Source organism: Pectobacterium carotovorum, from assembly GCA_016415585.1.
Classification (GTDB): domain Bacteria; phylum Pseudomonadota; class Gammaproteobacteria; order Enterobacterales; family Enterobacteriaceae; genus Pectobacterium; species Pectobacterium carotovorum_K.
Genome location: CP066552.1, coordinates 2365413 through 2391259, shown reverse-complemented (window position 1 = coordinate 2391259; position 25847 = coordinate 2365413). Strand labels below are relative to the sequence as shown.

Sequence of the window (25847 nt, the reverse complement as noted above, 5' to 3'; positions counted from 1 at the left end):
GGTACACGCTAATTATGAGAGAAAGCGGCAGAGTTATTCATCTGCCGCACAGGGATTTATACCGTTTTCTTCGCCAGCTGTTTGTAGCGGTCAAAGATAACCGCCGCCAGCAGAATCAGACCGCGCACCACATACTGGGCAAACGGCGAGATATTCAGCAGGTTCATCGCGTTCTCCACCGTACCCAAAATCAGCACGCCAGCCACCACGTAGGAAATTTTACCAATCCCGCCTTTCAGCGACACACCGCCCAGCACACAGGCAGAAATCACGATCAGCTCATACCCGATGGAGGTCATCGGTTGGCCGCTGGTCATGCGCGATGCCAGAATGATCCCTGCCGCCGCCGATACCAGACCGGACAAGGCGAAAATGATGATCTTGGTACGTACAACTGGCACCCCGGCCAGACGCGCCGCCTCTTCATTGCCCCCAATCGCCAGCGTATTACGGCCAAAGGTGGTTTTGTTCAGCAACAGGCCAAACAGAATCATGCAGCCGATAGTGATCCAGATTGGCGCGGGCAAACCCAGCCAGTTGGCATAGCCCAGTTCGAAGAAGCGTTCGTCTTCAATCCCTACCGCTTTACCATCGGAAATGATGTATGCCAGACCACGCGCAATCTGCATCGTCGCCAGCGTGGTGATCAGCGCGTTAATCTTCAAACGGGCAATCACGAAACCGTTGAGCAAGCCGAACGCCACGCCCAGCAGCAGCCCGGCACTGACGCCGATCCACAGGCTTTCACTGATATTGATCACCACCGCCGTCGCCACGCCAGCACAGGCAATGATAGACGCGACCGACAGGTCAAAGTCACCGGAAGCCAGACAGAACAGCATCCCGCAGGCCACCATGCCGGACATGGAGATCGCCAGCCCCAGCCCTTTCATATTGATAAATGAGGCGAAGTTCGGGACGAAAATCGCGCAGCCAAGAAACAGCACGGCAAACACCACCAGCATGCCGTAGTTATCCCAAATGCGGGATAATCCCGCGCCGTTTTTCTTTTTTTCTGAGGTTGCAGACGTAACCGTTGACATTATTTTGCTCCTTCGCGGTCAAGCAACCGCAGATTCGATATCGGGGGTTCGTAACATAGCCAGACTGAGCACCTGCTGCTCTGTGGCATCGGCGTGCAGCAATTCGCCGGAAACGGCACCTTCGCGCATGACGATAATCCGGTCGGCCAGCCCAAGCACTTCTGGTAAATCGCTGGAGGCAAACAGCACCGCGATCCCCTGATTCGCCAGTTCATAGATGACATGATAAATTTCGTGCTTCGCGCCGACGTCGATGCCGCGCGTAGGTTCATCGAGCAAAATGACCTTCATCTCTTCGGACAGCCAGCGGCCAAGAATGGCTTTCTGCTGGTTTCCCCCGGAAAGATTCATAATCAGCTGTTCATCGGACGGCGTTTTGATGTTCAACGCCGCAATGCGCTTCGAGGCGTTATCCGCCTCCCACTGATTATTAATAATAAAACCGGCTTTCAGGCTCTTGCGCCTTGCGCTGATATTGATGTTGTCACGCACCGAGTGCACCGGAATGATGCCGTCCGCCTTGCGATCTTCCGGGCAAAGCATCACGCCCTGGCGAATCGCATCAATCGGAGAATTCACCACCAGCGGTTTGCCATCCAACAGCACCTGGCCGCTGGTGATTTTGGTCGCGCCAAACAGCCCTTTCATCAGTTCGCTGCGGCCAGCCCCCACCAGACCAAATAGCCCGACAATTTCCCCCTGCTTCACGTTCAGGGAAACCGTGGATTTCACGCCCGGCGCTTTTACGTCTTTCAGCGTCAAACGCGCTTCGCCATGCGGACGCGGCGTATAGCCATAGATATCCCCCAGGTTACGCCCTACCATCGCCTGTACCAGCGACTCATGGTTCACCTGCTGCATATCGTCGAACGTGCGCACATAGCGGCCATCTTTAAACACGGTAATGGCATCGCTCAGCGCAAAAATTTCTTCCATCCGGTGCGAAACGTACAAAATGACCCGGCCTTCACTGCGCAATTCCGTAATCACGCGGAAAAGCTGCTCGATTTCACGGGCAGACAGCGAACTGGTCGGCTCATCAAAAGCAATAATTTTGGCATTACGGGCCAGCGCCTTGGCGATTTCTACCATCTGCCACTGCCCGATAGACAGGTATTTCAGCGGGGTATCAGGATCGATATCCAATCCCAAATGCTGCAACTGAAGTTTGGCTTCATAGCGCAGCAGCGAATAGTTCACCATGCCGTATTTATGCGGTAGTTGACCTAAATAGATGTTCTCGGCGACCGTCATTTCCGGCACCAGATGCAGTTCCTGATAAATGATGGCAACGCCCGCATTCAGGGCATCCATCGTGTTGTTAAACTGCACGGGCTTGCCCTGAATATGAATTTCGCCCGCTGACGGTGAATAGTTACCGCTCAGGATCTTTAACAGCGTCGACTTGCCCGCTCCGTTTTCCCCCATCAATGCATGGATCTGGCCGGCATGGCAGGAAAAACTGATATCCGAAAGCGCCTTAACACCGGGAAATTCTTTACCAATCCCATGAAACGACAAATAGGGTGACTGTGCTGTCATGTCTGTTTCCTCATAACGATGCAGGTAGAGCGCGGATAACGTCGATCAGGATAACTTCGACCAGCGTCATGCCGATCGGCGTTATCCGCGTCTTGACGAAATCAGGCGTGATTACATCAGGCCTTTTTTCTCCAGTTCGACCTTAAAGTTGTCACGAGTGATCAGCACCACGTCGGTCACTTCGGTGAATTTCTCAGGCTCCACGCCTTTGGTGACCCAGTCATTCAGCATCTGGATACTCTTGTAACCGTGAATATCCGGGCTCGGCAGCAGTGAACCAAAGAAGCCTGTTGCCTTATCTTTGGACAACTCGCTGACTGCATCCACGCCGTTGATACCGATCCCAATCACGTTTTCCGCTTTAAAGCCCTGACCTTCCGTTGCGCGTACGCCACCCAGCACGGTGTTGTCGTTCATGCCGATAATCAGCCAGTTTTTCACGCCAGGATGCTGAACCAGCATGGAGTTAGCGGCATCAAACGCACCGGGGATATCGTTAGATTTGGTCGGTACTTTGTAGATCTGTTTTTCCGGGAATCCTGCGGTTTTCAGCGCGTCCATGGAGCCAGTCGTACGGCGACGTGCGGTGTCCAGCTCATCAGCGGTAATCGCCATCACGGCGGTTTCCTCTACTTTCCAGCCGCGTTTGTTCATTTCTTTATACAGCTCCTGCCCCTGACGCTCGCCAATTTTGGTGGCCGCCATCATCACCAACGGCACGGTATCCATCGGCTGGCCTTTGGCATTCACGAACTGGTCATCAACCGCGATCACTTTCAGATCGTAGCTGCGCGCTTTCGCCATAATCGCTGGCCCCAACTTCGGATCCGGCGTACAGATAACGAAACCTTTCGCGCCACTGGCCGCCAGACTGTCGATCGCATTTAGGGTTTTTTCACCATCGGGAACCGCGATTTTTATCACATCAAAACCAAGGTCTTTTCCTGCTTTATCAGCGAATTTCCATTCTGTCTGGAACCAGGGTTCTTCCGGCTGTTTAACCAGAAAGCCCAGCTTTAAGTTCTCTGCCATAGCTGATTGTGACATAACAGCAGCCAACCCGATTGCTGCCAGCGCCTTAGTGAATTTATGCATGATGTTCTCCGGTGTAATTATCTTTTCATTCGTCAGCAACGCTGAAACGAGTTCGAGTTCCTGGTAGGGTATTTCCGGTCTGGATAAAGGAAAAACACAGACTTAGCACGATTCCTTTACTCAGTAGCATTCAGACGCTTTATGTTTTAGTCGTTATTCCCGGCAAGAATGTAGAGCTTTATCACAGTCCGGAACAATGACAGGTTTGTGCATACATTTAGCGAATTTAACCAATCATTAACCTTTGACCCGCTTCACAAAATGGCTGCTGGCGACAGAAAAATACATACTTCCAGCTAACCGCTCCTCACCACCTCTCGTTATCCCTGCCATCGTAAACAGCAACGATCTGGGATTAATGAGGAGCAAAGCATGAGTGCGGGTGCTATTACGATTGGTCTCGACTTCGGCAGTGATTCGGTACGCGCCTTAGCCGTTGACTGCCAAAGCGGGCAAGAGCTGGAAACAGAAGTGGTCTACTATCCCCGCTGGCGCGAGGGGAAATATTGTCAGCCTGCCAACAATCAGTTCCGACACCATCCGCTGGACTACATCGAATCGCTGGAGCAGGCGGTTAAGGTCGTGGTTTCCCGCCTGACGGACGAACAGCGGCAGAGCATCATCGGTATTGGCGTGGATTCAACCGGGTCAACCCCCGCGCCGATTGATGAGCAAGGTCAGATCCTGGCGCTACGCCCCGAGTTTGCCGACAACCCCAATGCGATGTTCGTGCTGTGGAAAGACCACACGGCAATAGAAGAAGCAGAAGCCATCAACGCGCTGTGCCGGAGCGGCCAGTTCCCGGATTACACTCGTTATATCGGCGGCGTTTACTCGTCTGAGTGGTTCTGGGCCAAGATCCTGCATGTCTCGCGCGACGATAAAGCTGTGCGTCAGGCCGCCGTTTCCTGGATCGAACTGTGTGACTGGGTGCCCGCCCTGCTTTCCGGCACGCAAGCACCTGCTGATATTCGCCGTGGCCGGTGCAGCGCCGGACACAAATCACTCTGGCACCCGAGCTGGGGCGGATTGCCGCCGAAAGACTTCTTGCACGCACTCGATCCCTGCTTGACCGAGACATTACAGTACCCGCTGTTTACCGATACCTGGACCGCCGAACAGCCAGTCGGCACCATCACCGCCGAGTGGGCACAGCGGCTCGGCATCCCCGAAACGGTCATTCTGGCGGGCGGCGCGTTTGACTGTCACGTTGGCACCGTCGGCGCGGGCGCACAGCCTTATACGCTGGTCAAAGTGATTGGCACTTCTACCTGCGACATTCTGATCGCCGACGACGCACGCATTGCCGATCGCACCATCGCTGGTATCTGTGGGCAAGTCGACGGCAGCGTTGTTCCCGGTTATATCGGTCTCGAAGCCGGGCAGTCCGCTTTTGGTGATATGTACGCCTGGTTTGGACGGCTGCTGGGCTGGTCGTTGCAGGAAGCAGCGAAAGACCATCCTGAACTCAAAACGTCATTACAGGCGATGGAAGCCAAACTGCTGGAGCGACTGACCCACAGTTGGGCAGAGAACCCCACGTTGGATCACCTGCCGGTCGTGCTGGACTGGTTCAACGGTCGCAGAACGCCGTTCGCCAATCAGCGACTCAAAGGCGTGATTACCGATCTCAATCTGGGTACCGATGCCCCCACGCTGTTCGGCGGTTTCATTGCTGCGACGGCCTTTGGCGCACGCGCGATTATGGAGTGCTTTGAAGATCAGGGCGTTCCCGTCGAGAACGTGCTGGCGCTGGGCGGCATCGCGCGGAAATCCCCCGTCATCATGCAAGTGTGTACCGACGTGATGAATCGTCCTTTGCAGATCGTCGCCTCCGATCAGTGCTGTGCACTTGGCGCGGCGATCTTTGCCGCCGTCGCCGCTGGCGTTCACGGCGATATCCCAACGGCACAGCAGCATATGGCCAGTGGCATAGAGCGCACCTTAATGCCGGACAGCCAGCGCGTTGCCCGTTATCAGCAGCTTTATGCGCGCTATCAGCAGTGGTGCCGCCTTGCGGAACCGGCCTATAGCCCAGCGTCTACGGCAAAAAACTAATTTTTATCCCTCTGGGGATCACGTTACAGGAGTCATCATGGATCATTTTAAGCAGCTTGAAGTCTGGTTCGTCATCGGTAGCCAGCATCTCTACGGGCCGGAAACGTTACGTCAGGTAAAAGAGAACGCAGAAAAAGTCGTCGCCGGATTGAATCAACAGGCCAACCTGCCGGTTAAACTGGTGCTGAAACCGCTGGTGAAAACGCCGGACGAAATTCTGGCGCTGTGTCGCGATGCCAACTATCAGGATAACTGTATCGGCCTGCTGACCTGGCTGCATACCTTCTCTCCAGCCAAAATGTGGATCGGCGGCCTGAGCGTACTCAGTAAACCGCTGCTGCAATTCCACACCCAGTTCAATGCCGAAGTGCCGTGGGACACCATGGACATGGATTTCATGAACCTGAACCAGACTGCACACGGTGGACGCGAATTTGGCTTCATCGGCGCACGGATGCGGCAGGCGCATCAGGTCATTGTCGGTCACTGGCAGGATAAGAACGCGCATGTGCGCATCGGTAAGTGGATGCGGGTTGCCGCCGCTATTCAGGAAAGTAAGCAACTGAAGGTAGCACGCTTTGGGGACAACATGCGTGAAGTCGCCGTCACCGAAGGCGATAAAGTCGGCGCGCAGATCCAGTTCGGTTATTCCGTCAGCGCCTGGGGTCTGGGCGATTTAACCGCCGTCGTCGATGCCGTATCCAAAGGCGATATTGATGCCTTGGTAGAAGAGTATGAGGCTAGCTACCAATTGACAGACGCGGTGAAACTCAATGGTGCCAACCGCCAAAACCTGCTGGATGCCGCCCAGATCGAACTCGGAATGAAACGCTTTCTGGAACAAGGTGGTTATCACGCGTTCACCACCGACTTTGAAAACCTGTACGGGTTGAAACAGCTGCCGGGGCTGGCAGTACAGCGTCTAATGCAGCAAGGCTACGGTTTTGGTGGCGAAGGCGACTGGAAAACCGCCGCGCTGCTGCGCATTATGAAAGTGATGGCGGGCGGGCTGTCGGGCGGTACGTCCTTCATGGAGGACTACACCTATAACTTCCAGAACGGTAACGATCTGGTCGTCGGTTCCCACATGCTGGAAGTGTGTCCGACGATTGCAAAAGAGCAGAAACCGATTCTGGATGCGCAATACCTAGGCATTGGCGGAAAAGCCGACCCTGCCCGTTTGATTTTCTCAACGCCGGCTGGGCCGTCCCTCAACGCCAGCGTGATCGACATGGGCGACCGTTTCAGAATGCTGGTTAATCTGGTCGATACCATCGAACAGCCGCGCCCGCTGCCGAAACTGCCGGTTGCCCGTGCCATCTGGAAAGCGCAGCCGTCACTGGAAGTGGCGGCCGAAGCCTGGATTCTGGCTGGCGGTGCGCACCACACCGTCTTTAGTCAGGCGTTGGATCTCGAACACATGCGGCTCTACGCCGAGATGCAGAACATTGAACTGCTGGTGATCGACAACGACACCCGGCTCCACAGCTTCAAAGATGCCCTGCGCTGGAACGACGTGTACTACAAACTTTTTAGTTGATAGACACGATCATTAGGGGCAAATTATGCATTAATCATCTGCATACAATCTGCCCCTCTTACCGTTCTCTAGCCCTCAAAACCTTTCCTCTCTTCTGATTCTCACCTCACCGCCTGATACCTGATGTTGCCTTAAAATCAGCAATTTTTCTCCTGTCAACTCATCATTCATCATCTTCTTTCGTTTGTTAATAACAAATAAACGTACTTTTTCCAGCGCCCTCTAGACAGGCTTTCTTGCTTGCATATAATTAATCGCCTCAGCCACATAACTATTAGATTAATTACCATGACCGCTCATGACTATTTGCTTAAATTCAGAAAAGTCAGCTCAACAGAAAGTCTTGAAAAACTCTTTGACCACCTCAATTATTCTCTGACAGATAGTAAGGAAATCATCAATATGTATCGTGCAGCGGATCATCGGCGGGCTGAGTTAGCATCCGGCGGGCGCTTGTTCGACCTCGGCTGCGTGCCAAAATCCGTCTGGCATCACGTACTATAGTTATCAATAATCACCTGTGAAAAAAGAATAGTTATGCAATAATTTCCTTTCGAGCTATTACTCAGAACGCGCCGCACGCTGTTGTATGATAGCTCAGCCCGTCCCTTATTAAGAGAATCTGATCTTCTTATCCTAGAAGGGGACAGCGATAACCCTACTTTGAGTATGTTGTCGAAAGCCTAACAATGCCTGATAATGATTCGGTTTTTTTTTTCTAGGCACTGTAATGACCGAATACGCATTGCTCTTTGTTAGCATCCTTCTGGTAAATAATTTCGTCTTAGTGAAGTTTCTTGGGCTGTGCCCCTTTATGGGCGTGTCCAAAAAGCTGGAGACGGCGATTGGCATGGGCATGGCGACCACGTTCGTCATGACTGTCGGCTCCATGTTCTCGTGGTTGGTCAACGAATTTATTCTCGTTCCGCTCGATATTCTCTATTTGCGCACCATGGCGTTTATTCTGGTGCTCGCCGTGGTGGTGCAGTTTTCCGAGATGTTCGTGCGCAAAGTCAGCCCTGAGCTATATCGCCTGCTGGGGATCTTCCTGCCGCTGATTACGACCAACTGTGCGGTGCTTGGCGTCGTTCTGCTCAACATCAATCTGTCACACGGTTTCCTGCAATCGACGATTTATGGTTTCGGCGGCGCGGCGGGCTTCTCGCTGGTGATGGTGCTGTTTGCAGCCATTCGGGAACGTCTTGCCGTGTCGGATATTCCCGCGCCCTTCCGAGGCTCGTCTATCGCACTGATCACCGCGGGTCTTATGTCGCTGGCGTTTATGGGCTTTACCGGACTGGTGAAATTCTGATGATCGCTATCTGGATCGCCATTGCAGCACTAAGCGTACTCGCGCTGGCATTCGGCCTGGTGTTGGGTTACGCCTCCCGTCGGTTTGAAGTCGAAAACGATCCGATCGTGGAAGAAGTGGAAGCCATGCTGCCGCAAAGCCAGTGCGGTCAGTGCGGTTACCCTGGCTGTCGGCCTTATGCCGAAGCAGTCGCGCTGAATGGTGAAAGTATTAATAAATGCGGCCCCGGCGGCGAAGCAATGATGCTGAAGCTTGCTGAAAAGCTCAACGTCGATCCGCAGCCGCTAGAAGGCGACGCCGATGTTCAAGCCCCCGCACGCCATGTTGCCTGGATCGATGAAAGCAACTGCATCGGCTGCACCAAGTGCATTCAGGCCTGTCCGGTTGATGCCATCATCGGCAGTACCAAAGCGGTACACACCGTCGTCAGCGATTTGTGCACCGGCTGCGATCTCTGCGTCTCCCCTTGCCCGACGGACTGTATCGAATTACGTCCTATCGCGCCGACTCCCGCTAACTGGAAATGGGATCTCGATACGATTCCAGTACGCGTTATTCAAGTAGAACGACATGCTTAAGCTGTTTTCCGCCTTTAAAAAAGACAGAATCTGGGATTTCGACGGAGGCATTCATCCGCCGGAAATGAAGACGCAGTCCAGCCAGACGCCACTGCGCCAGATTCCGCTGCCAGAACAGTTCATTATTCCGCTCAAGCAGCATCTTGGCCCAGAAGGCGAGATTTGTGTCAGCGTCGGCGATAAAGTCCTGCGCGGTCAACCATTGACGCGGGGAAAAGGCCGCACCTTGCCCGTTCACGCACCGACGTCGGGAACGGTGAATGCGATTCGCCAGCACACGACGGCGCACCCTTCGGGTCTGTCAGAGCTCAGTATCATCATTGTGCCGGATGGCGACGATCGCTGGTGCGAGCGCCAGACTTTTACGGATTATCGCGCACAGAGCACCGACACCCTGCTTGCCCATCTGCATCAGGCTGGCATTGCGGGCTTAGGCGGTGCAGGTTTCCCTACCGCGGCCAAGTTACAAGGCGGGATGCGCGGGATTGAAACCCTGATTATCAACGGCGCAGAGTGTGAACCCTATATCACCGCCGACGATCGACTCATGCAGGAGTGCGCCGAGGAGATTATTCAGGGCGTCGAGATTTTGTCGTTTCTGTTGCAGCCGAAACGCATTCTAATTGGTATCGAAGATAACAAACCGGAAGCTATCAGCGTCCTGCGGCTGGCCTTGGGTAAGCGCAGCGATATGCATCTGCGGGTCATCCCAACCAAATATCCGTCAGGCGGTGCCAAGCAGCTCACCAAGATTCTAACCGGCAAAGAAGTCCCGTTTGGTAAACACTCCGCCGCCATTGGCGTGTTGATGCAGAACGTCGGCACGGCCTTTGCTATCAAACGTGCCGTGATCGACGGCGAACCGCTCACCGAACGCGTGGTGACGCTGACCGGTGAGGCACTGCGTCAGCCCGGCAATGTCTGGGCTCGACTGGGGACACCGGTACGTCACCTGCTCAAACAGGGCGGCTTCCACGTCAATAAGCAGCCGATGGTAGTGATGGGTGGTCCGCTGATGGGCTTTACCCTGCCGTCACTGGATGTCCCTATCGTCAAAATCAGCAACTGCCTGCTCGCACCGTCACATACGGAAATGGAGCCGGTTGCCGAAGAACAATCCTGTATTCGCTGTAGCAAATGTGCCGATGCCTGTCCGGCGGGACTCTTACCGCAGCAGCTTTACTGGTTCAGCCGTGGGCAGGAACACGAAAAAGCCCGCAATCACCATCTTTTTGACTGCATCGAGTGTGGTGCCTGTGCTTACGTCTGCCCCAGCAATATTCCGCTGGTACAGTATTACCGTCAGGAAAAGGCCGAAATTCGGGCCATCGACGAAGAGGCACAGCGTGCCGCGCAAGCCAAAGTACGTTTTGATGCTAAACAGGCCCGTCTGGAACGAGAAAAAGCCGCTCGAGAATTGCGCCATAAACAGGCTGCGGCTGGCGTATCCACCACGGATAAAGATGCCGTTCAGGCGGCGCTGGAACGTGTACGTCGTAAGCAAACCGCCGCAACAGAGGTCGGTTCGTCGATCACGGTAATCCCCGATGCAGAGCCAGATAACAGCGCTGCTATCGCCGCGCGTGCTGCCCGCAAAGCCCTAATACGTGAAGAACAGCTGCGTGAAGAACGGGCACGTGAAAAACAGGCGCAGCAGGAAACGCCTGCGGCCAATGTTCCTTCTGCCGAGCTTGACGACCCACGCAAAGCGGCGGTAGCCGCCGCTCTTGCACGCGTTAAAGCCCGTAAAGCCGCGCAGCAATCTGTAACAAATACGGAAGAACCGGTTTTATCGGCTCCCCCTGACGTGGTGGCAGAACCGATTGCCGTTGTTGAAGTACAAGAGCCAGAAGATCCACGTAAGGCTGCCGTGGCTGCCGCTATCGCGCGCGTTAAAGCCCGTAAAGCAGCGCAGCAGCCTGCAACAAACACGGAGGAGCCTGTTCCGTCGGCTGTCCCTGACGCGGTGGCAGAACCCGTCGCCGTCGTTGAAGTACAAGAGCCGGAAGATCCGCGTAAGGCTGCTGTGGCTGCCGCTATCGCTCGCGTTAAAGCCCGTAAAGCCGCGCAGGCATCGTCATATCAAGAGGAATAAATGGCTTTTAGAATTGCGAGTTCACCGTTCACACATAACCAGCAGCGCACGCAACGCATCATGCTGCTGGTCATTCTGGCCTGTCTGCCGGGTATGCTGGCGCAGTATTACTTCTTTGGCTACGGTAACCTGATTCAGGTCGGGCTGGCATCCGCCACTGCGCTTATCGCAGAAGGCGTGACATTGTCACTGAGAAAATTCGCCGTACGCACCACGCTGGCTGATAATTCCGCCCTACTGACCGCCGTGCTGCTCGGTATCAGCCTGCCGCCGCTAGCCCCCTGGTGGATGGTGGTCATGGCAACTGTCTTCGCTATCATTATCGCCAAACAGCTGTATGGCGGTTTAGGGCAAAACCCGTTTAACCCCGCGATGATTGGCTATGTGGTGCTGCTGATCTCTTTCCCTGTCCAGATGACAAGCTGGCTGCCGCCTGTGCCGCTGCAAACCATTGCCGTCGATTTCCATGATGCGCTAGTGATCATCTTTACCGGAAACACGCCTGACGGGCACACCATACAGCAGTTGATACACAATGTTGATGGCGTCAGTCAGGCCACCCCGCTGGATACGTTTAAAACCAGCCTGCGCTCAGGCCAAACGCCGCAGGACATTCTGCAACAGCCGATGTTTGCCCAATCGCTGTCCGGTATCGGCTGGCAGTGGGTGAATATCGGTTTTCTCATCGGCGGACTGTTTTTGCTGATGCGCGGCACCATTCGCTGGCATATTCCGGTCAGTTTCCTGCTGTCGCTAATGTTCTGCGCCGCGCTAAGCTGGATCATCGCGCCGGAGAAATTTGCGCCACCGCTGCTACACCTGCTGTCCGGTGCCACTATGCTTGGCGCATTTTTCATTGCAACCGATCCCGTTACCGCGTCAACCACGAACCGGGGTCGTCTGATTTTCGGGGCGCTGATTGGGTTACTGGTCTGGTTGATTCGTACCTACGGTGGCTACCCAGATGGCGTCGCGTTTGCCGTTCTGCTGGCAAATATCACCGTGCCGCTGATCGACTATTACACCAAGCCGCGCGCTTACGGCCATCATCGCTAAGGAGCAGACCATGTTTACCACTATGCGCCGCCACGCGATGACACTGGCTCTGTTTGCGGCATTCACGACGGCAATTACAGCCATCGTGAATATGTTAACGGAACCCACAATTTCGCATCAGGCGATGCTGCAACAAAAGATGCTGTTGGATCAGGTCGTTCCCGCCGAGTTATACAATAGTGACATTCAGAAAGAGTGTTACGTTGTCACTAATCCAGCATTGGGGTCGTCAGCACCGCACCGCGTTTTCATCGCTCGTCAGAATGGTGAACCGGTCGCCGCCGCACTGGAAAGTACCGCGCCGGATGGTTATTCTGGAGCGATTCGGCTGCTGGTTGGTGCCGATTTTCACGGTAAGGTACTCGGCGTCCGTGTCACCGAGCATCATGAAACACCGGGGCTGGGTGATAAAATCGAAGTGCGGATTTCTGACTGGATCACTCGGTTTACTGGGCTAATGGTACAGGGCGAGCATGACGCCCGCTGGGCAGTGAAAAAGGAAGGCGGAATGTTTGATCAATTTACCGGCGCAACCATTACGCCACGCGCCGTTATTAATAGCGTAAAACGCAGCGCCCTTTACCTGCAAACGCTGCCATCACAAATCAATACGCTGTCCGCCTGTGGAGAGAACCAATGAGTCAAACCAAAGCACTTTTCGTTGAAGGGTTATGGAAAAACAACTCAGCACTGGTTCAATTGCTGGGCCTGTGTCCCCTGCTGGCTGTGTCATCAACCGCGACTAACGCGCTGGGATTAGGGCTGGCAACCACGCTGGTTCTCACCTGTACCAACATGGCTGTCTCCGCGCTACGCCGCTGGGTACCTGCGGAAATTCGTATTCCCATTTACGTCATGATCATTGCTTCGGTGGTCAGTACCGTGCAGATGTTGATCAACGCCTATGCCTACGGGTTATATCAGTCGCTAGGGATTTTTATTCCGCTGATCGTGACGAACTGTATCGTTATCGGTCGGGCAGAAGCCTTTGCTTCCAAGAATGCGGTTTTCCCTTCCGCTATCGACGGTCTGGCAATGGGGTTAGGAGCAACCAGCGCACTGGTGGTACTCGGTTCTTTGCGTGAGATTCTGGGTAACGGTACGCTATTCGACGGCGCGGATTTGCTGCTAGGCAGTTGGGCTAAGGTTCTCCGCATTGAAGTGGTTCATCTCGATTCCCCGTTCTTGCTGGCGATGCTACCACCAGGTGCCTTTATCGGTCTGGGACTGTTGCTGGCAGCGAAATATTTGATCGATGAGAAAATGAAACAACGCCGAACCCGTGCTGCTGTTGCCGAAGGAAAAACGGCATCGGTGACGGGTGCCGTAGGGGAATCGCTGTGAACAAGGCCAAGCGAATTGAGATCTTAACGCGTCTGCGCGCCAACAATCCCCATCCGACGACGGAGTTAAATTTCAGCACGCCATTTGAGCTGCTCATCGCCGTACTGCTTTCCGCACAGGCAACCGATGTCAGCGTCAATAAAGCAACTGCAAAGCTCTACCCTGTCGCCAACACGCCGGAAGCCCTGCTTGAACTCGGTGTAGACGGTGTTAAAGGCTACATCAAGACGATTGGCCTGTTTAACAGCAAAGCAGAAAACGTCATCAAGACCTGCCGTTTACTGCTGGAAAAACATCAGGGACAAGTTCCAGAAGATCGCGCGGCGCTGGAGGCCTTACCCGGCGTAGGACGGAAAACGGCAAATGTGGTTCTGAATACCGCGTTTGGCTGGCCGACGATTGCCGTTGATACCCATATCTTTCGCGTCAGTAACCGTACAGGGTTTGCTCCGGGTAAAAATGTCGAACAGGTAGAGGAAAAACTGCTGAAAGTCGTTCCGGCAGAATTTAAAGTCGACTGCCATCATTGGTTAATTCTGCATGGTCGTTACACCTGTATTGCCCGTAAACCGCGCTGTGGCTCCTGCCTGATTGAGGATTTATGTGAATTTGGCGAGAAGGTCGACGCCTAATCTGCTGTGGTCTGGAGCGCCAGACCTTCCTTTCTGTTATCCACACTCCGCCTTGTCTTGCGCTCTCTCACTCTCAACGTGACCCGCGTGTTCTCTGCATTTTATTGCTCAGGCAACTCTGCTCTCTGGCGATTTATTCGATGCGTTGTAGCGTATTCTTCTACTAAAAAACCTGTATAAAAATACAAGTAACCACTATTTAAGGCTAATAAATTATTTTTAATAGAAAATTTAGTGATTGAAAGTCACCTCCCGTGATTATGTCGTATTTTATTTTATTGTACGCATTTGATGTATTTTTATACTCACTGCATATCTAGTGATATGCAAAAGATTAAACCGCATATTCATTCATAATTAATGATATTGTCTTGGTTTCAATAAAAAAGCAGATTATATCCCTTTTTGAAAAACCGAATACGAAAAACCGAGATAATCATTCAAAGCGAAAGAGAGTTATGAAATTAAACTCTGCATAACATTTAATTTATGGTTTTATCCCGCCACAAAAACCACTTGTAACAAAATATTTAAAATAACTTGTCTATCCGTAAAATCACGTCACTATAGCGCCGTTTTTACTCCCCATAGCTCGTCAAAAGAGGTTGCAGTTTTACTGCTTCACTTTTGTTATTTTCTCGTTAAAAAACGAGATAAGTAAAATTAGAGGTCTTTGTGTCAACAGCAAACAACAACAGCGAATCCCCCGAAAGCGTCAGCATGAACGCATTCAAACAGCCAAAAGCGTTTTATCTCATCTTTAGCATCGAACTGTGGGAACGTTTTGGTTACTACGGTTTGCAAGGCATCATGGCAGTTTATCTGGTCAAAATGCTGGGCATGTCCGAAACCGACTCCATTACCCTCTTCTCCTCATTCAGCGCGCTGGTCTACGGTTTCGTTGCCATTGGCGGCTGGTTGGGCGATAAAGTCCTCGGTACTAAACGTGTGATCGTGCTGGGTGCCATCGTGCTGGCATTTGGCTACACCATGATTGCCTACTCAGGCCACAGCGTGACATGGGTCTATATCGGCATGGCAACCATCGCCGTCGGTAGTGGGTTGTTTAAGGCGAACCCATCAGCCCTGTTGTCTACCTGCTACGATAAAGATGATCCGCGTCTGGATGGTGCCTTCACCATGTACTATATGTCGGTGAACATCGGTTCCTTCTTCTCAATGCTGGCAACACCATGGCTAGCAGCCCACTATGGCTGGAGCGTAGCCTTTTCCTTGAGCGTGGTCGGCATGATTCTGACACTGGTTAACTTCATGTTCTGTCGGAAATGGGTCAGTGCACACGGTTCTCATGTTGATTTCCAACCGATCAATTTGTCAAAGCTGGCAATGACCCTCGTCGGTATTGTCGCACTAGTCATATTATCAACCTGGCTGCTACATAATCAGGACATTGCTCGTTGGATTCTGACGCTGATTTCGCTGGTCGTTATTGCTATTTTCACCAAAGAGATATGTGCGGTAAACGGCGCTCAACGCAGGAAAATGATCGTTGCACTTCTGTTAATGCTGGAAGCGGTTATCTTCTTTGTATTGTATAGCCAAATGCCAACCTCGCTGAATTTCTTTGCTATTCGCAACGTTGAACACTCCATTTTAGGCTTTACCTTTGAGCCAGAGCAGTATCAGGCGCTCAACCCGTTCTGGATTATGGTTGCCAGCCCGATTCTGGCGGCGGTTTACAACAAAATGGGCGACCAATTGCCGATGGCGCACAAATTTGCGATTGGTATGGCGTTGTGCTCCGGCGCATTTCTGGTGCTGCCGTGGGGTGCCAGCATGGCAAACGACCAGGGTATCGTGTCCGTCAACTGGCTGATTCTCTGCTACGGCTTGCAGAGCATCGGGGAGTTAATGATTTCAGGTCTGGGTCTGGCCATGGTCGCTCAACTGGTGCCACAGCGTCTGATGGGCTTCATTATGGGTGCCTGGTTCCTGACATCAGCCGGAGCTGCGATTATCGCAGGCTACGTCGCGAATATGATGGCCGTGCCTGAGAACGTCGTAGACCCGCACGCGTCTCTTGAGATTTATAGCAATGTCTTCATGCAGATTGGGATTGTAACGGGCGTCATCGCCGTTCTGATGCTGCTGACCGCGCCGAAACTGACGCGTATGACGCAGGATGTCGAGGATACCTCTACGGATGTCGTCACAACCCCCGCCTCTATCTGATAACCAGTCTAAACACCTCACTCAAATGATAATGATAGAAAGCCAGATAGTGTCTGGCTTTCAGACTGCTGAGACAGGGTACTGTCTCACTGCGTTGTATGTTTTGGGTATACTCTACTATTAAATAATCAGAATTTTATATTATTTTCTATTTGAAAAGGTTATTTTTAATGTGTTTTAGAGACATGATAGAGTATTAAAAAGGATCGAGGGTAAATATTTTACATGGAAAAATTAAACCAACTATGATTTATTTTATATAAGGATAAAACAATGTTATCAGTCCAGTTCAATTATTCTTTACCGCAAATTTTAAATCAGCCAGCTCATATTGTAGACTCTATTACTTCGCCTCCGAGTAACGTTTCTCAAAATATAAGAAGCATTCGAAATACTGACATCCATTGTGTAAATGTTTCTCACATGGATACGTCATATGATCATATACCTCATGGTCGTGGACGGAAACTCGAAAGCATAAAAACCTCCTTTAAAAACAACATAAAATCATTAAAAAAACACCATATAAGCATCAATACAAAAACTTATACTCAATTAGGCCCGTCAGGGCAGAAAGAAATAGAAAAAGCTATAGATAAAAGATACCTATCTTTTGAGAATGGCCCCTGGGTTGGAAAAAAAGATGAGAGCGCTTTACGTTTTAATCTTCCAAAATATAAAGGTAATTTCAGAGTCGAACTTGCGCATAGAAATAATTTGAATATGAATACCGATTCTATGTATGAATTTCAGATGAGAGCAAGTTATGCAGCACGTAATGTGATTTTTTTTCAGGTAAAAGAGAGTGGCGGTGATATGAAGACCAATGGCCGAGGAAGGCCTCCAGTATCTCTTCATCTAAAGAATGAGAAAGAAATACATATTGCAATTAACTCGGAAAATGGGAATGTATTTAAAAAAAAATAGCGAATCTTATTTGCCCTCAAGAATGGTATAAATTCAAAATCAGGATAGTCTGGAACAGAAACCATCCGAGTATTCAGGTGGCTGTTAATGGGAAAAATGTGTTTGAGACAAATGTTTCATTTGGCGCACATAATTCTAAAAGCCATTATAGCAAATTTGGTATATATATTCCTCAACAGAAAAACGAAAAAGGGGTGGAAGATACATCACTTCTATTTGATAACATTAAAGAAACTCATCGTACTTTCAACCATAAGACTCGCCACAATAAGTTTAATAAACCATGATTTATTAAATAACAGTATCACGCTATGTATTATTTATGGCGCACGATTAAGAATGTTTTCTGAGTTTACATGCTGTTATTGTGAACTGGGCAAGTCCATTGTCACTTAATTTGATCCAAAATTTGCGCTGATTGCGAGTCGAAATAATTTCGATCGAGTGCCACTACAATTAACAAACCAGCAGCTATGGTCGCGTTCCGTTCAGAATGGCTAACACCTGTTGGTGCAGATCCGGGTTACCGGTTGCGACCACCGTGCCGCCCGCTTCCGCTCGTTGTCCGTTGAGATTGGTAATGATGCCGCCCGCCTGCTCAATAATCGGGATCAGCGCAACAATGTCGTAGGGCTGCAATGCAAATTCTACGCAGATATCAATCTGGCCTGCTGCTAGCATCGCCATCGCATAACACTCGCCGCCGTAGCGCGTCATGAGCGTGCTTTCTGCTAGATCTGCGAAGCAAACCGCGGGGTGCATAGCCAGCACTTCCGGGGCGGTGGTGTGAAGAATCGCCTGTTCGAGCGACACACCTTTGCGCGTGCTTAAACGCTTTTCTCCCTGCCGATCGCTACGCCAGGCTTGTGAACCATCGGCCCAGAAACGCTCTCCGGTGAACGGCTGGCTCATCATCCCCATCACGGCACGTTCATGGTGCAGCAGGCCGATGAGCGTTCCCCACACGGGTAAACCACATAAGAAAGGCCGGGTTCCATCAACCGGATCCAAGACCCAACGCACTGGGCCTTCCCCGCTCAGGCCAAATTCTTCGCCCATAATCGCGTGATCGGGGTAATGACGCGTGATGTGCTCACGGATGACCCGCTCAGCCTCTCGGTCAGCTTCCGTGACCGGATCAAAACGAAAACCCTCTTTCGGCTTCGTATCAATTTGGTTTGCGGTAAGGGCTCGAAAACGCGGTAACGTTTCCTGACTGGCCAGCGTGGCGAGTTCATCAAAAAAGGCAATATCGGGAAGCGACTGACTCATGGTGTTTTACCTTCCTATCGCGTTGGCATGATGACATCGTTGGGCATTGACGATGATAAGCTGCGATGCTCACCATAGCTCGATTATGCGTTATTTATTCGCTCGATTATGCACAAAGTAGTAGACCACCACAATTCACATTCTTCGCATTGTTGGAAAAAAATAGCCCCCAAACGTCTCCGTCAGGGGGCTATCGTAGGAATCGCTGAACAACCTTATTGCCTTTAGTTCAGATCAGATCCGTTGCTGGCGATGACCTTTTTATACCAATAGAACGATTTCTTTTTCTTTCTGGCTAACGTCCCTTCGCCTCGGTCGTCGCGATCGACGTAGATGAAACCATAGCGTTTGCTCATTTCACCGGTAGAAGCAGCGACCAGATCGATGCAGCCCCATGAGGTATAGCCGATGACGGGAATACCGTCACCAATCGCATCCGCCATCGCGCTGATGTGTTCGCGCAGGTAGCTGATGCGATAGTCATCATCAATCTCGCCCTGTGCGTTAATCTCATCCTTCGCACCTAGCCCGTTTTCTACCAAAAACAGCGGCTTCTGGTAGCGGTCATACATCATGTTCATGGTGATACGTAGACCCAGCGGATCGATTCCCCAGCCCCATTCACTTGCCTTGATATGCGGGTTCTTTAACGATTTAACGATATTCGCCGCGCTGCTATTCTGCTCATTCATATCCGCTGAAGCACAGCGGGAGGCGTAATAGCTGAAGGACACAAAATCCACCGTGTTCTTGAGAATCTCATCATCGCCCGGCTCTGACGCAATCGTGATGCCCTTCTCTTTAAACAAACGCCCGGTATACGCCGGATAGGTGCCGCGTGCCTGCACATCAATAAAGAACAGATTCTCTCGATCTTTATTCAGCGCCGCCCAGACATCTTCCGGTTTGCACGACCACGGATAGAAATTGCCGCCAGCCAGCATGCAGCCGACCTGATTTTCCGGGTTAACCTCATGCGCAATTTTCGTCGCCAGCGCGCTCGCCACCAGTTCATGGTGCGCAGCCTGGTATTTCACCTGCTCCTGATTTTCCCCGTCGGCAAACACCAGTCCCGCGCCAGAAAACGGACTATGCAGCAAGATATTGATTTCATTGAACGTCAACCAGTATTTTACCAGCCCGTCGAAGGCTTCAAAACAGGTTCGGGCATAGCGGGCGAAGAACTCCACCATTTTCCGGTTACGCCATGAGCCGTACTCGGTGACCAAATGCATCGGCACATCGAAATGGCACAGCGTCACCAGCGGCTCAATGTTGTACTTCCTGCACTCGGCAAACACATCGCGATAAAAGGCGATGCCGTCCGCGTTGGGCGTCAGCTCATCCCCGTTCGGATAGAGACGGCTCCAGGCGATAGAGGTACGGAACACCGTGAACCCCATTTCCGCCATCAGCGCGATATCTTCCTTATAGCGATGGTAGAAATCGATCGCCTGATGGCTGGGATAAAACTCATCCTCACGCAACGCAAAGCGCGGTTCTTGCCCTAGTTTTACCGGCAGACGATTCACACCGTGGGGAATCATATCCACCGTCGTCAGCCCTTTACCGCCTTCAAGGTACGCGCCTTCTGCCTGATTGGCCGCAATCGCGCCCCCCCATAAGAACCCATTGGGAAATGTTGATGCAGACATACGCTCTTCTCCTTCGTACTTCAGCTAATTAGTGCTTCATTTAATTCGTGTTCACTGCGTGCGGCGGCGCGGAAACCTTGTCGCCCTGTACGCGTTTCTCTTTCGGTTGTTCTTCTACCGGGATGTCTTCAAAGCCCAGCAGCAAGGTGACAAAGAAGGAAATCACGACAGATAGAAGCATGACGCCGAATACCCAGGCAATGCTCATCGGATTGGTCGGATCGAAGAACTGCACGCTGGTAAACAGCCCCGGCGAGGCCATTGAATGGCTTGCCAGACCGCCGATACCGGCAACGGCACCACAGATAAAACCGGTGATTAAACAGGCGATCAGCGGACGCTTCAGACGCAAAGCCACACCGTACAGCGCAGGTTCAGAAATCCCAGCAACAATGGCCGATGCCGCCGCAGCCAGCGCCGTCTGGCGCAGTTCCGGGTTTTTGGTACGCCAGGCGACCGCCAGTGAAGAGCCACCCAGCGACAGGTTTGCACCGATTTCAGACGGCATCACCATGCCTTCTTTGCCCGTCTCGGCGATGGTTTGAATGATAGTCGGAGTAAACACACGGTGCATACCGGTCATCACCAGCAGCGGCCAGATAGCGCCCATGATGGCAACGGACAACCAGCCCAGATAATCATGCACGGTGTACACCACCGCAGAAATTCCGCTACCAATCCAGACCCCAATCGGGCCGATCAGCATGATGGCAATCGGAGAAGCAATCAGCACGATTAACATCGGCTTCAGGAAGTTTTTGGTCACCGCTGGCGTAATGCGGTCTACCCATTTTTCAATGTAAGACAGAATCCAGGTCATACACAGCGCCGGAATCACGGTGTAGGTATACTTCACCGCCGTGACGGTCAGCCCCATAAACACCACCTGCTGACCCTGCGCCGCTTTTGCCATCAGATCGATAAACGTCGGATGCACCAGCACCCCAGCGATAGCAATCGCCAGCGACATGTTGGTTTTGAATTTTACCGCAGCAGACGCCGCCACCATGATCGGCAGGAAGAAGAACGCGCCGTCGCCAATCACGTTCAGAATCGTTATCGTCGATGCGCCCTTCTCAAACAACCCGGTCATATCGAGGATCATGGCAAGCAATTTCACCATCGAGCCGCCGATAATTGCCGGAATGAGCGGTGACATCGTGCCAATCAGCGCATCCAGAATTCCCGCGCCGATGCGTCGCAGCGTAATTTTATTGTTCACTGGTACGGCTTTTTCAGCCTCCGCGCCTTCCGGCAGCAGTTTCACCACTTCGGCGTAGGCCTGAGAAACGGTGTTGCCGATGATGACCTGACACTGGTTATCATTTTTCACGACACCCAACACGCCGCTTATCGCCTTCAATTCGGCCACATTCGCCGCATCATTATCTTTCAGCACAAAGCGCAGACGGGTCATACAGTGCGTCACGGCGGCGATGTTATCAGCACCACCGATGGCATCGACGATCGAACGGGATACAGCCGCATAATTCTTTGACATGGATAGACAATCTCTCGTAATCGCGCACGCTACATCCAATTCAACACACCGCTCAACGAGTCCGAAACGGGAATATCACTTGATGCACGCACATTTATTATTCAATTTCATACAGTTATGAAAGTATTCATGCCGGTATCCCTGCTCCATGCAACGTGATGAAACCCCGATGGGTAACCGGTTCCACATGATAGTGTTTATATATGAATGTAATTTCAATAGATTAATTGTTAATATTTTACTTATGTGACCACGATCGCCATAGAAATGTGATCCTTCTCTCGATCGCACTCGCATTCATCCCCTTGCGGCCAACACACAGGCAACTTGACGTATGACGGAGATAAAGTGTGTAAAATGAGGGGAGTACTCAACGTCTCAGGATGTCTCATGTCGACAATGCAGGAAGTGGCGAAGAAAGCAGGCGTATCAAAAGCGACGGTGTCGCGCGTGCTATCGGGCAAAGGCTATACCAGTGAAGAAACCAAAACGCTGGTTTATCAGGCCATTGAGGAGACGGGATATCGGCCCAATTTACTGGCACGGAATCTGGCGACCAGCAAATCAGCCTGTATTGGTTTGGTGGTGACCAACACACTCTATAACGGCAGCTATTTTAACGAACTGCTGTCACAGGCCGCCAAGAAACTGGAAGACAACGGGCGTCAGTTGATTCTGGTCGATGGCAAACACAGCGCTGATGAAGAAAGAGCCGCGATTCAATTCCTGCTGGGGTTACGCTGTGATGCGATCATCATCTATCCCCGTTTTCTCAACGTGGATGAAATGGACGACATCATCGAGAAGCACAAGCAGCCGATCATGGTGGTCAACCGTAAACTGCGTAAACACCAGAGCCACTGCATCTGCTGCGATCACAAAGGTTCCAGCTATAACGCCACACAGCATCTGATCGCACGCGGCCATAGAGATATCGCTTTTATCACCGGTTCGCTGGATTCGCCGACGGCTATCGAACGCCTTTCCGGCTATAAAGATGCCCTGACGGCAGCCAATATTGCAGTACGGGACGAGCTGATTGTGAGAGGAAAATGGACACCGCGCAGCGGTTCGCTCGCCATTAACGTCCTGCGCGATAACCGGGTATCGTTCAGCGCCGTTCTCGCCAGCAATGACGATATGGCGATTGGCGCGATAAAAGCGCTGGATGAGGCTGGCGTTGCCGTACCGCACGACGTTTCTGTCGTCGGGTTCGACGATATTCCCACCGCCCCGTTTTTGAAACCGTCGCTCTCCAGCGTCAAAGATCCGGTGAGCGATATGATCAACGAAGTGATTAACCGCCTGATCGCGATGCTGGACGGCGGTTATTTCTCGAAAGAAAATCTGTTCTTGTCGGAGTTACAGGTCAGAGATTCCATTCAGAACGGGCCGTACGGTAATCAGTCCGTTTGAATCTGCTACGGGGTCATTTCAGACCCCGTTTTTCACGGCAACACAGACTTAGAATTGCCATTGTACGCCCACGCTGTAGCGCGTTTGATCGCCATCCCGATGACCGAAACGGCTACCAACTTCGGAATACAGATTGAGATTTTCTGCTGCAAGCCACTGTACGCCGACCGTCGCCTGACCAAAATTCTTATCCTGTTCCCCTACCGCAATGCGGCGGTTTGCGCCATCGATGCGATCTTTCACCGTAAAGCTGGAATCAAGCCCATCGGCCAATTCACGCACCCACGCCACTGTGGCATAAGGTTGCAGCGACATTTTATTGCTGAATGCCATATTGCCACGCACGCGCCAGCCCAGAGTGGCTTCCAGCGAATCAACATCCTGTTTTTCATACCGTACGCTAGTCCGCAAGTTGCCTTTATCATCAAACGCATTGATGCGATAACGTGCGTAATCCAGCCCAACAACTGGGCCGGTACGCAAGTCACCCAGCGGGAAATCATAGCCGCCGGTGACGCGAGCACCGATGAACTGCGCTTCGGTGTTACCATCCAGCGTGTTGTCCAACAGAACCGGGCCACCCGCAGATTGCAGATAAACCGAACGGCGTGACGCAATCGCCGCCCGACCCGCAGTCACTTCGCTGCCCAGCCAGGCTGGCCCGCCCTGATTCAGCAAACCGTAGACGCCAGCTTGCCAGGTATCGCTTTCAATATGACCATTCCGTTCAAGTTTATCTTTACTACGCAGCAGGCTCAGACTGCCACCAATCGTGACACCGTCACGTAATTGATAATCCACCAGTGCATAAGCCATCGCTTGACGAGAGCGCTGCTGCGGTGCGCGGTCAAAACCGTTTGACGGCATCACATCGCCCTCAACCCCAATCGCGGTATCCAACGTGCCCGCGCGGCGAGGGGTATTTTGCAGCAGCAACCAGCGTTGATTATGCAAATCACTTAGTGACTGGCGTTGACGTTTCAGGCTCTCTTCCATCGCCTGCTGCATCGCAGCGGCGGAATACGCCGAATGCAGTAAATCGGTATTGGAGATTTCCAGCAACAGCCGTGTCACGAGCCGCGAAACATCTCGCAGGCGCTGCTCGACACGTTCCTGACCCAGCACGCTGGTCAGAAAGGCCTCGTTATCAACGGTAGGGTCATGCCATGTCGCGCCACCCGGCACCGCAGGATTTGTGGTTTGTGTATAGCCGTCCTGATCGCCAATATCCCAGTTGGTCGCCTCCATATAGAGCACAGGAATATCAAACGCTTCATTAAAGCTATCGCCGTCGCTACAGCAGCCGGTTCCTGCAGGATAACTCGCATTCAGTCCTGGATTGGTGAACAGTTCGATACCCAGTTCGTTCGCAATACGCAGCGTCTGTTGACGCAGGTTGGCTAACTCAGGATTCGCCGCGCTGTTATCGCCGGCGTGGGCGTAGAGTTTGTCACCGGTAATCATGCTGTCCATGTTAATCATGGCCTTAAGGCCGCCCGCGGTTCCCTGAGCGATCAATTCATTAACCATCGCGCGCGAGCCGCGCAGCCCTTCCTCTTCCGCGCCAAAAGCGGCAAAGACCAGCGTTTTTTCCGTCTGAATACCGCTAAAATTACGTGCCACTTCCGTCAGGATGGCGGCACCAGATGCGTTGTCGTCTAGACCTTGCAGCGTTGGCCGCCCGAAGAAGGTATCAAAGTGCGCGCCAGTAATAATGTATTCACTGCTCAGTCCAGTATGATAAGCCAGTACGTTTTGTGACGAACGCGTCGTACCACCTGCCGTCCAGGAAAAATCCTGCCTGACCGTGGTATAGCCAGACGCCATACGCTGCGTCATCCAGTCCGCCGCACCAGCAAAATTTGCCGTACCGCGATAGCGCCCCGGATAATCATTAATGAGCGTATCCACTGTCTCTTTCGCATAATCACCGTAATCATAAGCCCAGGCCGGTACACATAAACACACCATCCCTACCGCCACTGCCACTTGCTTAAACATGCACACCACTCCCTTTTCTCATTATTAACATTGGCTATTCTCGCCATTTATCATTCTTAACAACGACGCCAGAGGAACTTTATCCAAATCATGTCTTTGTTAAAGAAAGAAAAATAGCAGCAATATTCATTCCAATGCTATGGCACAGAAGGAAATATGATGAAATATGTCAATAAGCGACAAGATGAAAATGAGTGTTCGTAACCGTGTAGTATTGATTAATCATAGGGTTAAGCATGAATGGCATCGGGTACGGGTAAGTGACTAACAGGGAAGGAAAAAGGATGGAAATGCAGCGAGTTTGGGGAGGATACGTTGATGAAGACGCTTTTATGAAAATAAAAAAGGCAACCTACGCACCGAAAACGATCGTTTACAGTACGTGATTGCCCATTTTTATCCGCTTGATACCGTCTTAAACGTAAACATTAAGCTGGTTATTTGCCGTTGGGCGATTAACCCCATCGGCTATGGGTGGCTTAAAGACCGACCCGCTATTGTCGTACGTCATCCGGGTTCGGGTAGACGCGTCCTGATTAGGGTAACCAGACAGCTGAGACGAGCGGGAAATGCCCTGAACATGATCA

At 51.9% G+C, this 25847-nt stretch carries 20 protein-coding genes; 13 read left to right on the top strand and 7 right to left on the bottom strand.

All coding sequences use genetic code 11. The annotated features are described in order from the left end of the window. Positions 1 to 56: 56 nt before the first annotated feature. The 3 genes from araH to JFY74_10585 form a co-directional block, all read right to left on the bottom strand. Entirely contained in the window at positions 57 to 1043 is a 987-nt protein-coding gene (gene araH / locus JFY74_10595) for an L-arabinose ABC transporter permease AraH (protein ID QQG26606.1), read from the bottom strand. 18 nt (positions 1044 to 1061) lie between these two features. Then, a complete protein-coding gene (gene araG, locus JFY74_10590; protein QQG26605.1) occupies positions 1062 to 2585 on the bottom strand; it encodes an L-arabinose ABC transporter ATP-binding protein AraG in 1524 nt (507 codons plus the stop codon). Between the two features lie 111 nt (positions 2586 to 2696). Beyond that, positions 2697 to 3680 carry an arabinose ABC transporter substrate-binding protein gene (locus JFY74_10585; GenBank protein QQG26604.1) on the bottom strand — a complete coding sequence of 328 codons (984 nt, stop codon included), beginning with the start codon at positions 3678 to 3680 and terminating at the stop codon, positions 2697 to 2699. Between the two features lie 372 nt (positions 3681 to 4052). Between JFY74_10585 and JFY74_10580 the strand changes: the two genes are divergently transcribed. The 12 genes from JFY74_10580 (at position 4053) to JFY74_10525 (ending at position 17415) form a co-directional block, all read left to right on the top strand. Further along, positions 4053 to 5738 carry a ribulokinase gene (locus tag JFY74_10580; GenBank protein ID QQG26603.1) on the top strand — a complete coding sequence of 562 codons (1686 nt, stop codon included), beginning with the start codon at positions 4053 to 4055 and terminating at the stop codon, positions 5736 to 5738. 37 nt (positions 5739 to 5775) lie between these two features. After that, positions 5776 to 7278 carry an L-arabinose isomerase gene (araA, locus tag JFY74_10575; protein ID QQG26602.1) on the top strand — a complete coding sequence of 501 codons (1503 nt, stop codon included), beginning with the start codon at positions 5776 to 5778 and terminating at the stop codon, positions 7276 to 7278. 288 nt (positions 7279 to 7566) lie between these two features. After that, entirely contained in the window at positions 7567 to 7782 is a 216-nt protein-coding gene (ydgT, locus tag JFY74_10570; protein ID QQG26601.1) for a transcription modulator YdgT, read from the top strand. 226 nt (positions 7783 to 8008) lie between these two features. After that, complete coding sequence (rsxA, locus tag JFY74_10565) at positions 8009 to 8590, top strand: electron transport complex subunit RsxA (GenBank protein ID QQG26600.1); 582 nt, start codon at positions 8009 to 8011, stop codon at positions 8588 to 8590. Next, on the top strand, positions 8590 to 9168 hold the full coding sequence (gene rsxB / locus JFY74_10560) for an electron transport complex subunit RsxB (protein QQG26599.1): 579 nt from the start codon (positions 8590 to 8592) through the stop codon (positions 9166 to 9168). Before rsxA ends, rsxB begins: the two co-directional genes overlap by 1 nt. Then, positions 9161 to 11263, top strand: coding sequence for an electron transport complex subunit RsxC (rsxC, locus tag JFY74_10555; GenBank protein ID QQG26598.1), 2103 nt, complete (start codon positions 9161 to 9163; stop codon positions 11261 to 11263). Before rsxB ends, rsxC begins: the two co-directional genes overlap by 8 nt. Further along, the gene (rsxD, locus tag JFY74_10550) at positions 11264 to 12319 is read left to right on the top strand and encodes an electron transport complex subunit RsxD (protein ID QQG26597.1); all 1056 of its coding nucleotides are present in this window, start codon (positions 11264 to 11266) and stop codon (positions 12317 to 12319) included. A gap of 10 nt (positions 12320 to 12329) precedes the next feature. Continuing rightward, the gene (rsxG, locus tag JFY74_10545) at positions 12330 to 12959 is read left to right on the top strand and encodes an electron transport complex subunit RsxG (protein QQG26596.1); all 630 of its coding nucleotides are present in this window, start codon (positions 12330 to 12332) and stop codon (positions 12957 to 12959) included. Next, positions 12956 to 13663, top strand: a complete 708-nt coding sequence (locus JFY74_10540) for an electron transport complex subunit E (GenBank protein QQG26595.1) — start codon at positions 12956 to 12958, stop codon at positions 13661 to 13663. Before rsxG ends, JFY74_10540 begins: the two co-directional genes overlap by 4 nt. Next, positions 13660 to 14295 (top strand): endonuclease III, encoded by a 636-nt coding sequence (gene nth / locus JFY74_10535; GenBank protein QQG26594.1) that lies wholly within the window; start codon positions 13660 to 13662, stop codon positions 14293 to 14295. Before JFY74_10540 ends, nth begins: the two co-directional genes overlap by 4 nt. A gap of 675 nt (positions 14296 to 14970) precedes the next feature. Beyond that, entirely contained in the window at positions 14971 to 16488 is a 1518-nt protein-coding gene (gene dtpA / locus JFY74_10530) for a dipeptide/tripeptide permease DtpA (protein QQG26593.1), read from the top strand. A 273-nt stretch (positions 16489 to 16761) separates the two neighbouring features. After that, the gene (locus tag JFY74_10525; GenBank protein QQG26592.1) at positions 16762 to 17415 is read left to right on the top strand and encodes a hypothetical protein; all 654 of its coding nucleotides are present in this window, start codon (positions 16762 to 16764) and stop codon (positions 17413 to 17415) included. 471 nt (positions 17416 to 17886) lie between these two features. Here JFY74_10525 and hisN read toward each other — a convergent pair whose 3' ends face one another. From hisN to ascF, 3 genes are all read right to left on the bottom strand, one after another. Beyond that, complete coding sequence (gene hisN / locus JFY74_10520; GenBank protein QQG26591.1) at positions 17887 to 18687, bottom strand: histidinol-phosphatase; 801 nt, start codon at positions 18685 to 18687, stop codon at positions 17887 to 17889. A gap of 224 nt (positions 18688 to 18911) precedes the next feature. Next, positions 18912 to 20342 carry a 6-phospho-beta-glucosidase gene (locus JFY74_10515; GenBank protein QQG30408.1) on the bottom strand — a complete coding sequence of 477 codons (1431 nt, stop codon included), beginning with the start codon at positions 20340 to 20342 and terminating at the stop codon, positions 18912 to 18914. A gap of 40 nt (positions 20343 to 20382) precedes the next feature. Further along, positions 20383 to 21843: a PTS cellobiose/arbutin/salicin transporter subunit IIBC gene (gene ascF / locus JFY74_10510; protein ID QQG30407.1), complete on the bottom strand. Its 1461-nt coding sequence runs from the start codon at positions 21841 to 21843 to the stop codon at positions 20383 to 20385. Between the two features lie 390 nt (positions 21844 to 22233). Between ascF and JFY74_10505 the strand changes: the two genes are divergently transcribed. Beyond that, positions 22234 to 23259 carry a LacI family DNA-binding transcriptional regulator gene (locus JFY74_10505; GenBank protein QQG30406.1) on the top strand — a complete coding sequence of 342 codons (1026 nt, stop codon included), beginning with the start codon at positions 22234 to 22236 and terminating at the stop codon, positions 23257 to 23259. Positions 23260 to 23307: 48 nt separating this feature from the next. On the opposite strand, the gene JFY74_10500 is transcribed toward JFY74_10505, so the two are convergent. Beyond that, positions 23308 to 25260, bottom strand: coding sequence for an autotransporter domain-containing protein (locus tag JFY74_10500; GenBank protein QQG30405.1), 1953 nt, complete (start codon positions 25258 to 25260; stop codon positions 23308 to 23310). Between the last annotated feature and the right edge of the window lie 587 nt (positions 25261 to 25847).

Bases quoted from the DNA above. Each gene is read 5' to 3' on its own strand.
- araH (QQG26606.1), bottom strand. From the start codon at position 1,043: ATGTCAACGGTTACGTCTGCAACCTCAGAAAAAAAGAAAAACGGCGCG.
- araG (QQG26605.1), bottom strand. From the start codon at position 2,585: ATGACAGCACAGTCACCCTATTTGTCGTTTCATGGGATTGGTAAAGAA.
- JFY74_10585 (QQG26604.1), bottom strand. From the start codon at position 3,680: ATGCATAAATTCACTAAGGCGCTGGCAGCAATCGGGTTGGCTGCTGTT.
- JFY74_10580 (QQG26603.1), top strand. From the start codon at position 4,053: ATGAGTGCGGGTGCTATTACGATTGGTCTCGACTTCGGCAGTGATTCG.
- araA (QQG26602.1), top strand. From the start codon at position 5,776: ATGGATCATTTTAAGCAGCTTGAAGTCTGGTTCGTCATCGGTAGCCAG.
- ydgT (QQG26601.1), top strand. From the start codon at position 7,567: ATGACCGCTCATGACTATTTGCTTAAATTCAGAAAAGTCAGCTCAACA.
- rsxA (QQG26600.1), top strand. From the start codon at position 8,009: ATGACCGAATACGCATTGCTCTTTGTTAGCATCCTTCTGGTAAATAAT.
- rsxB (QQG26599.1), top strand. From the start codon at position 8,590: ATGATCGCTATCTGGATCGCCATTGCAGCACTAAGCGTACTCGCGCTG.
- rsxC (QQG26598.1), top strand. From the start codon at position 9,161: ATGCTTAAGCTGTTTTCCGCCTTTAAAAAAGACAGAATCTGGGATTTC.
- rsxD (QQG26597.1), top strand. From the start codon at position 11,264: ATGGCTTTTAGAATTGCGAGTTCACCGTTCACACATAACCAGCAGCGC.
- rsxG (QQG26596.1), top strand. From the start codon at position 12,330: ATGTTTACCACTATGCGCCGCCACGCGATGACACTGGCTCTGTTTGCG.
- JFY74_10540 (QQG26595.1), top strand. From the start codon at position 12,956: ATGAGTCAAACCAAAGCACTTTTCGTTGAAGGGTTATGGAAAAACAAC.
- JFY74_10525 (QQG26592.1), top strand. From the start codon at position 16,762: ATGTTATCAGTCCAGTTCAATTATTCTTTACCGCAAATTTTAAATCAG.
- hisN (QQG26591.1), bottom strand. From the start codon at position 18,687: ATGAGTCAGTCGCTTCCCGATATTGCCTTTTTTGATGAACTCGCCACG.
- JFY74_10515 (QQG30408.1), bottom strand. From the start codon at position 20,342: ATGTCTGCATCAACATTTCCCAATGGGTTCTTATGGGGGGGCGCGATT.
- ascF (QQG30407.1), bottom strand. From the start codon at position 21,843: ATGTCAAAGAATTATGCGGCTGTATCCCGTTCGATCGTCGATGCCATC.
- JFY74_10505 (QQG30406.1), top strand. From the start codon at position 22,234: ATGTCGACAATGCAGGAAGTGGCGAAGAAAGCAGGCGTATCAAAAGCG.
- JFY74_10500 (QQG30405.1), bottom strand. From the start codon at position 25,260: ATGTTTAAGCAAGTGGCAGTGGCGGTAGGGATGGTGTGTTTATGTGTA.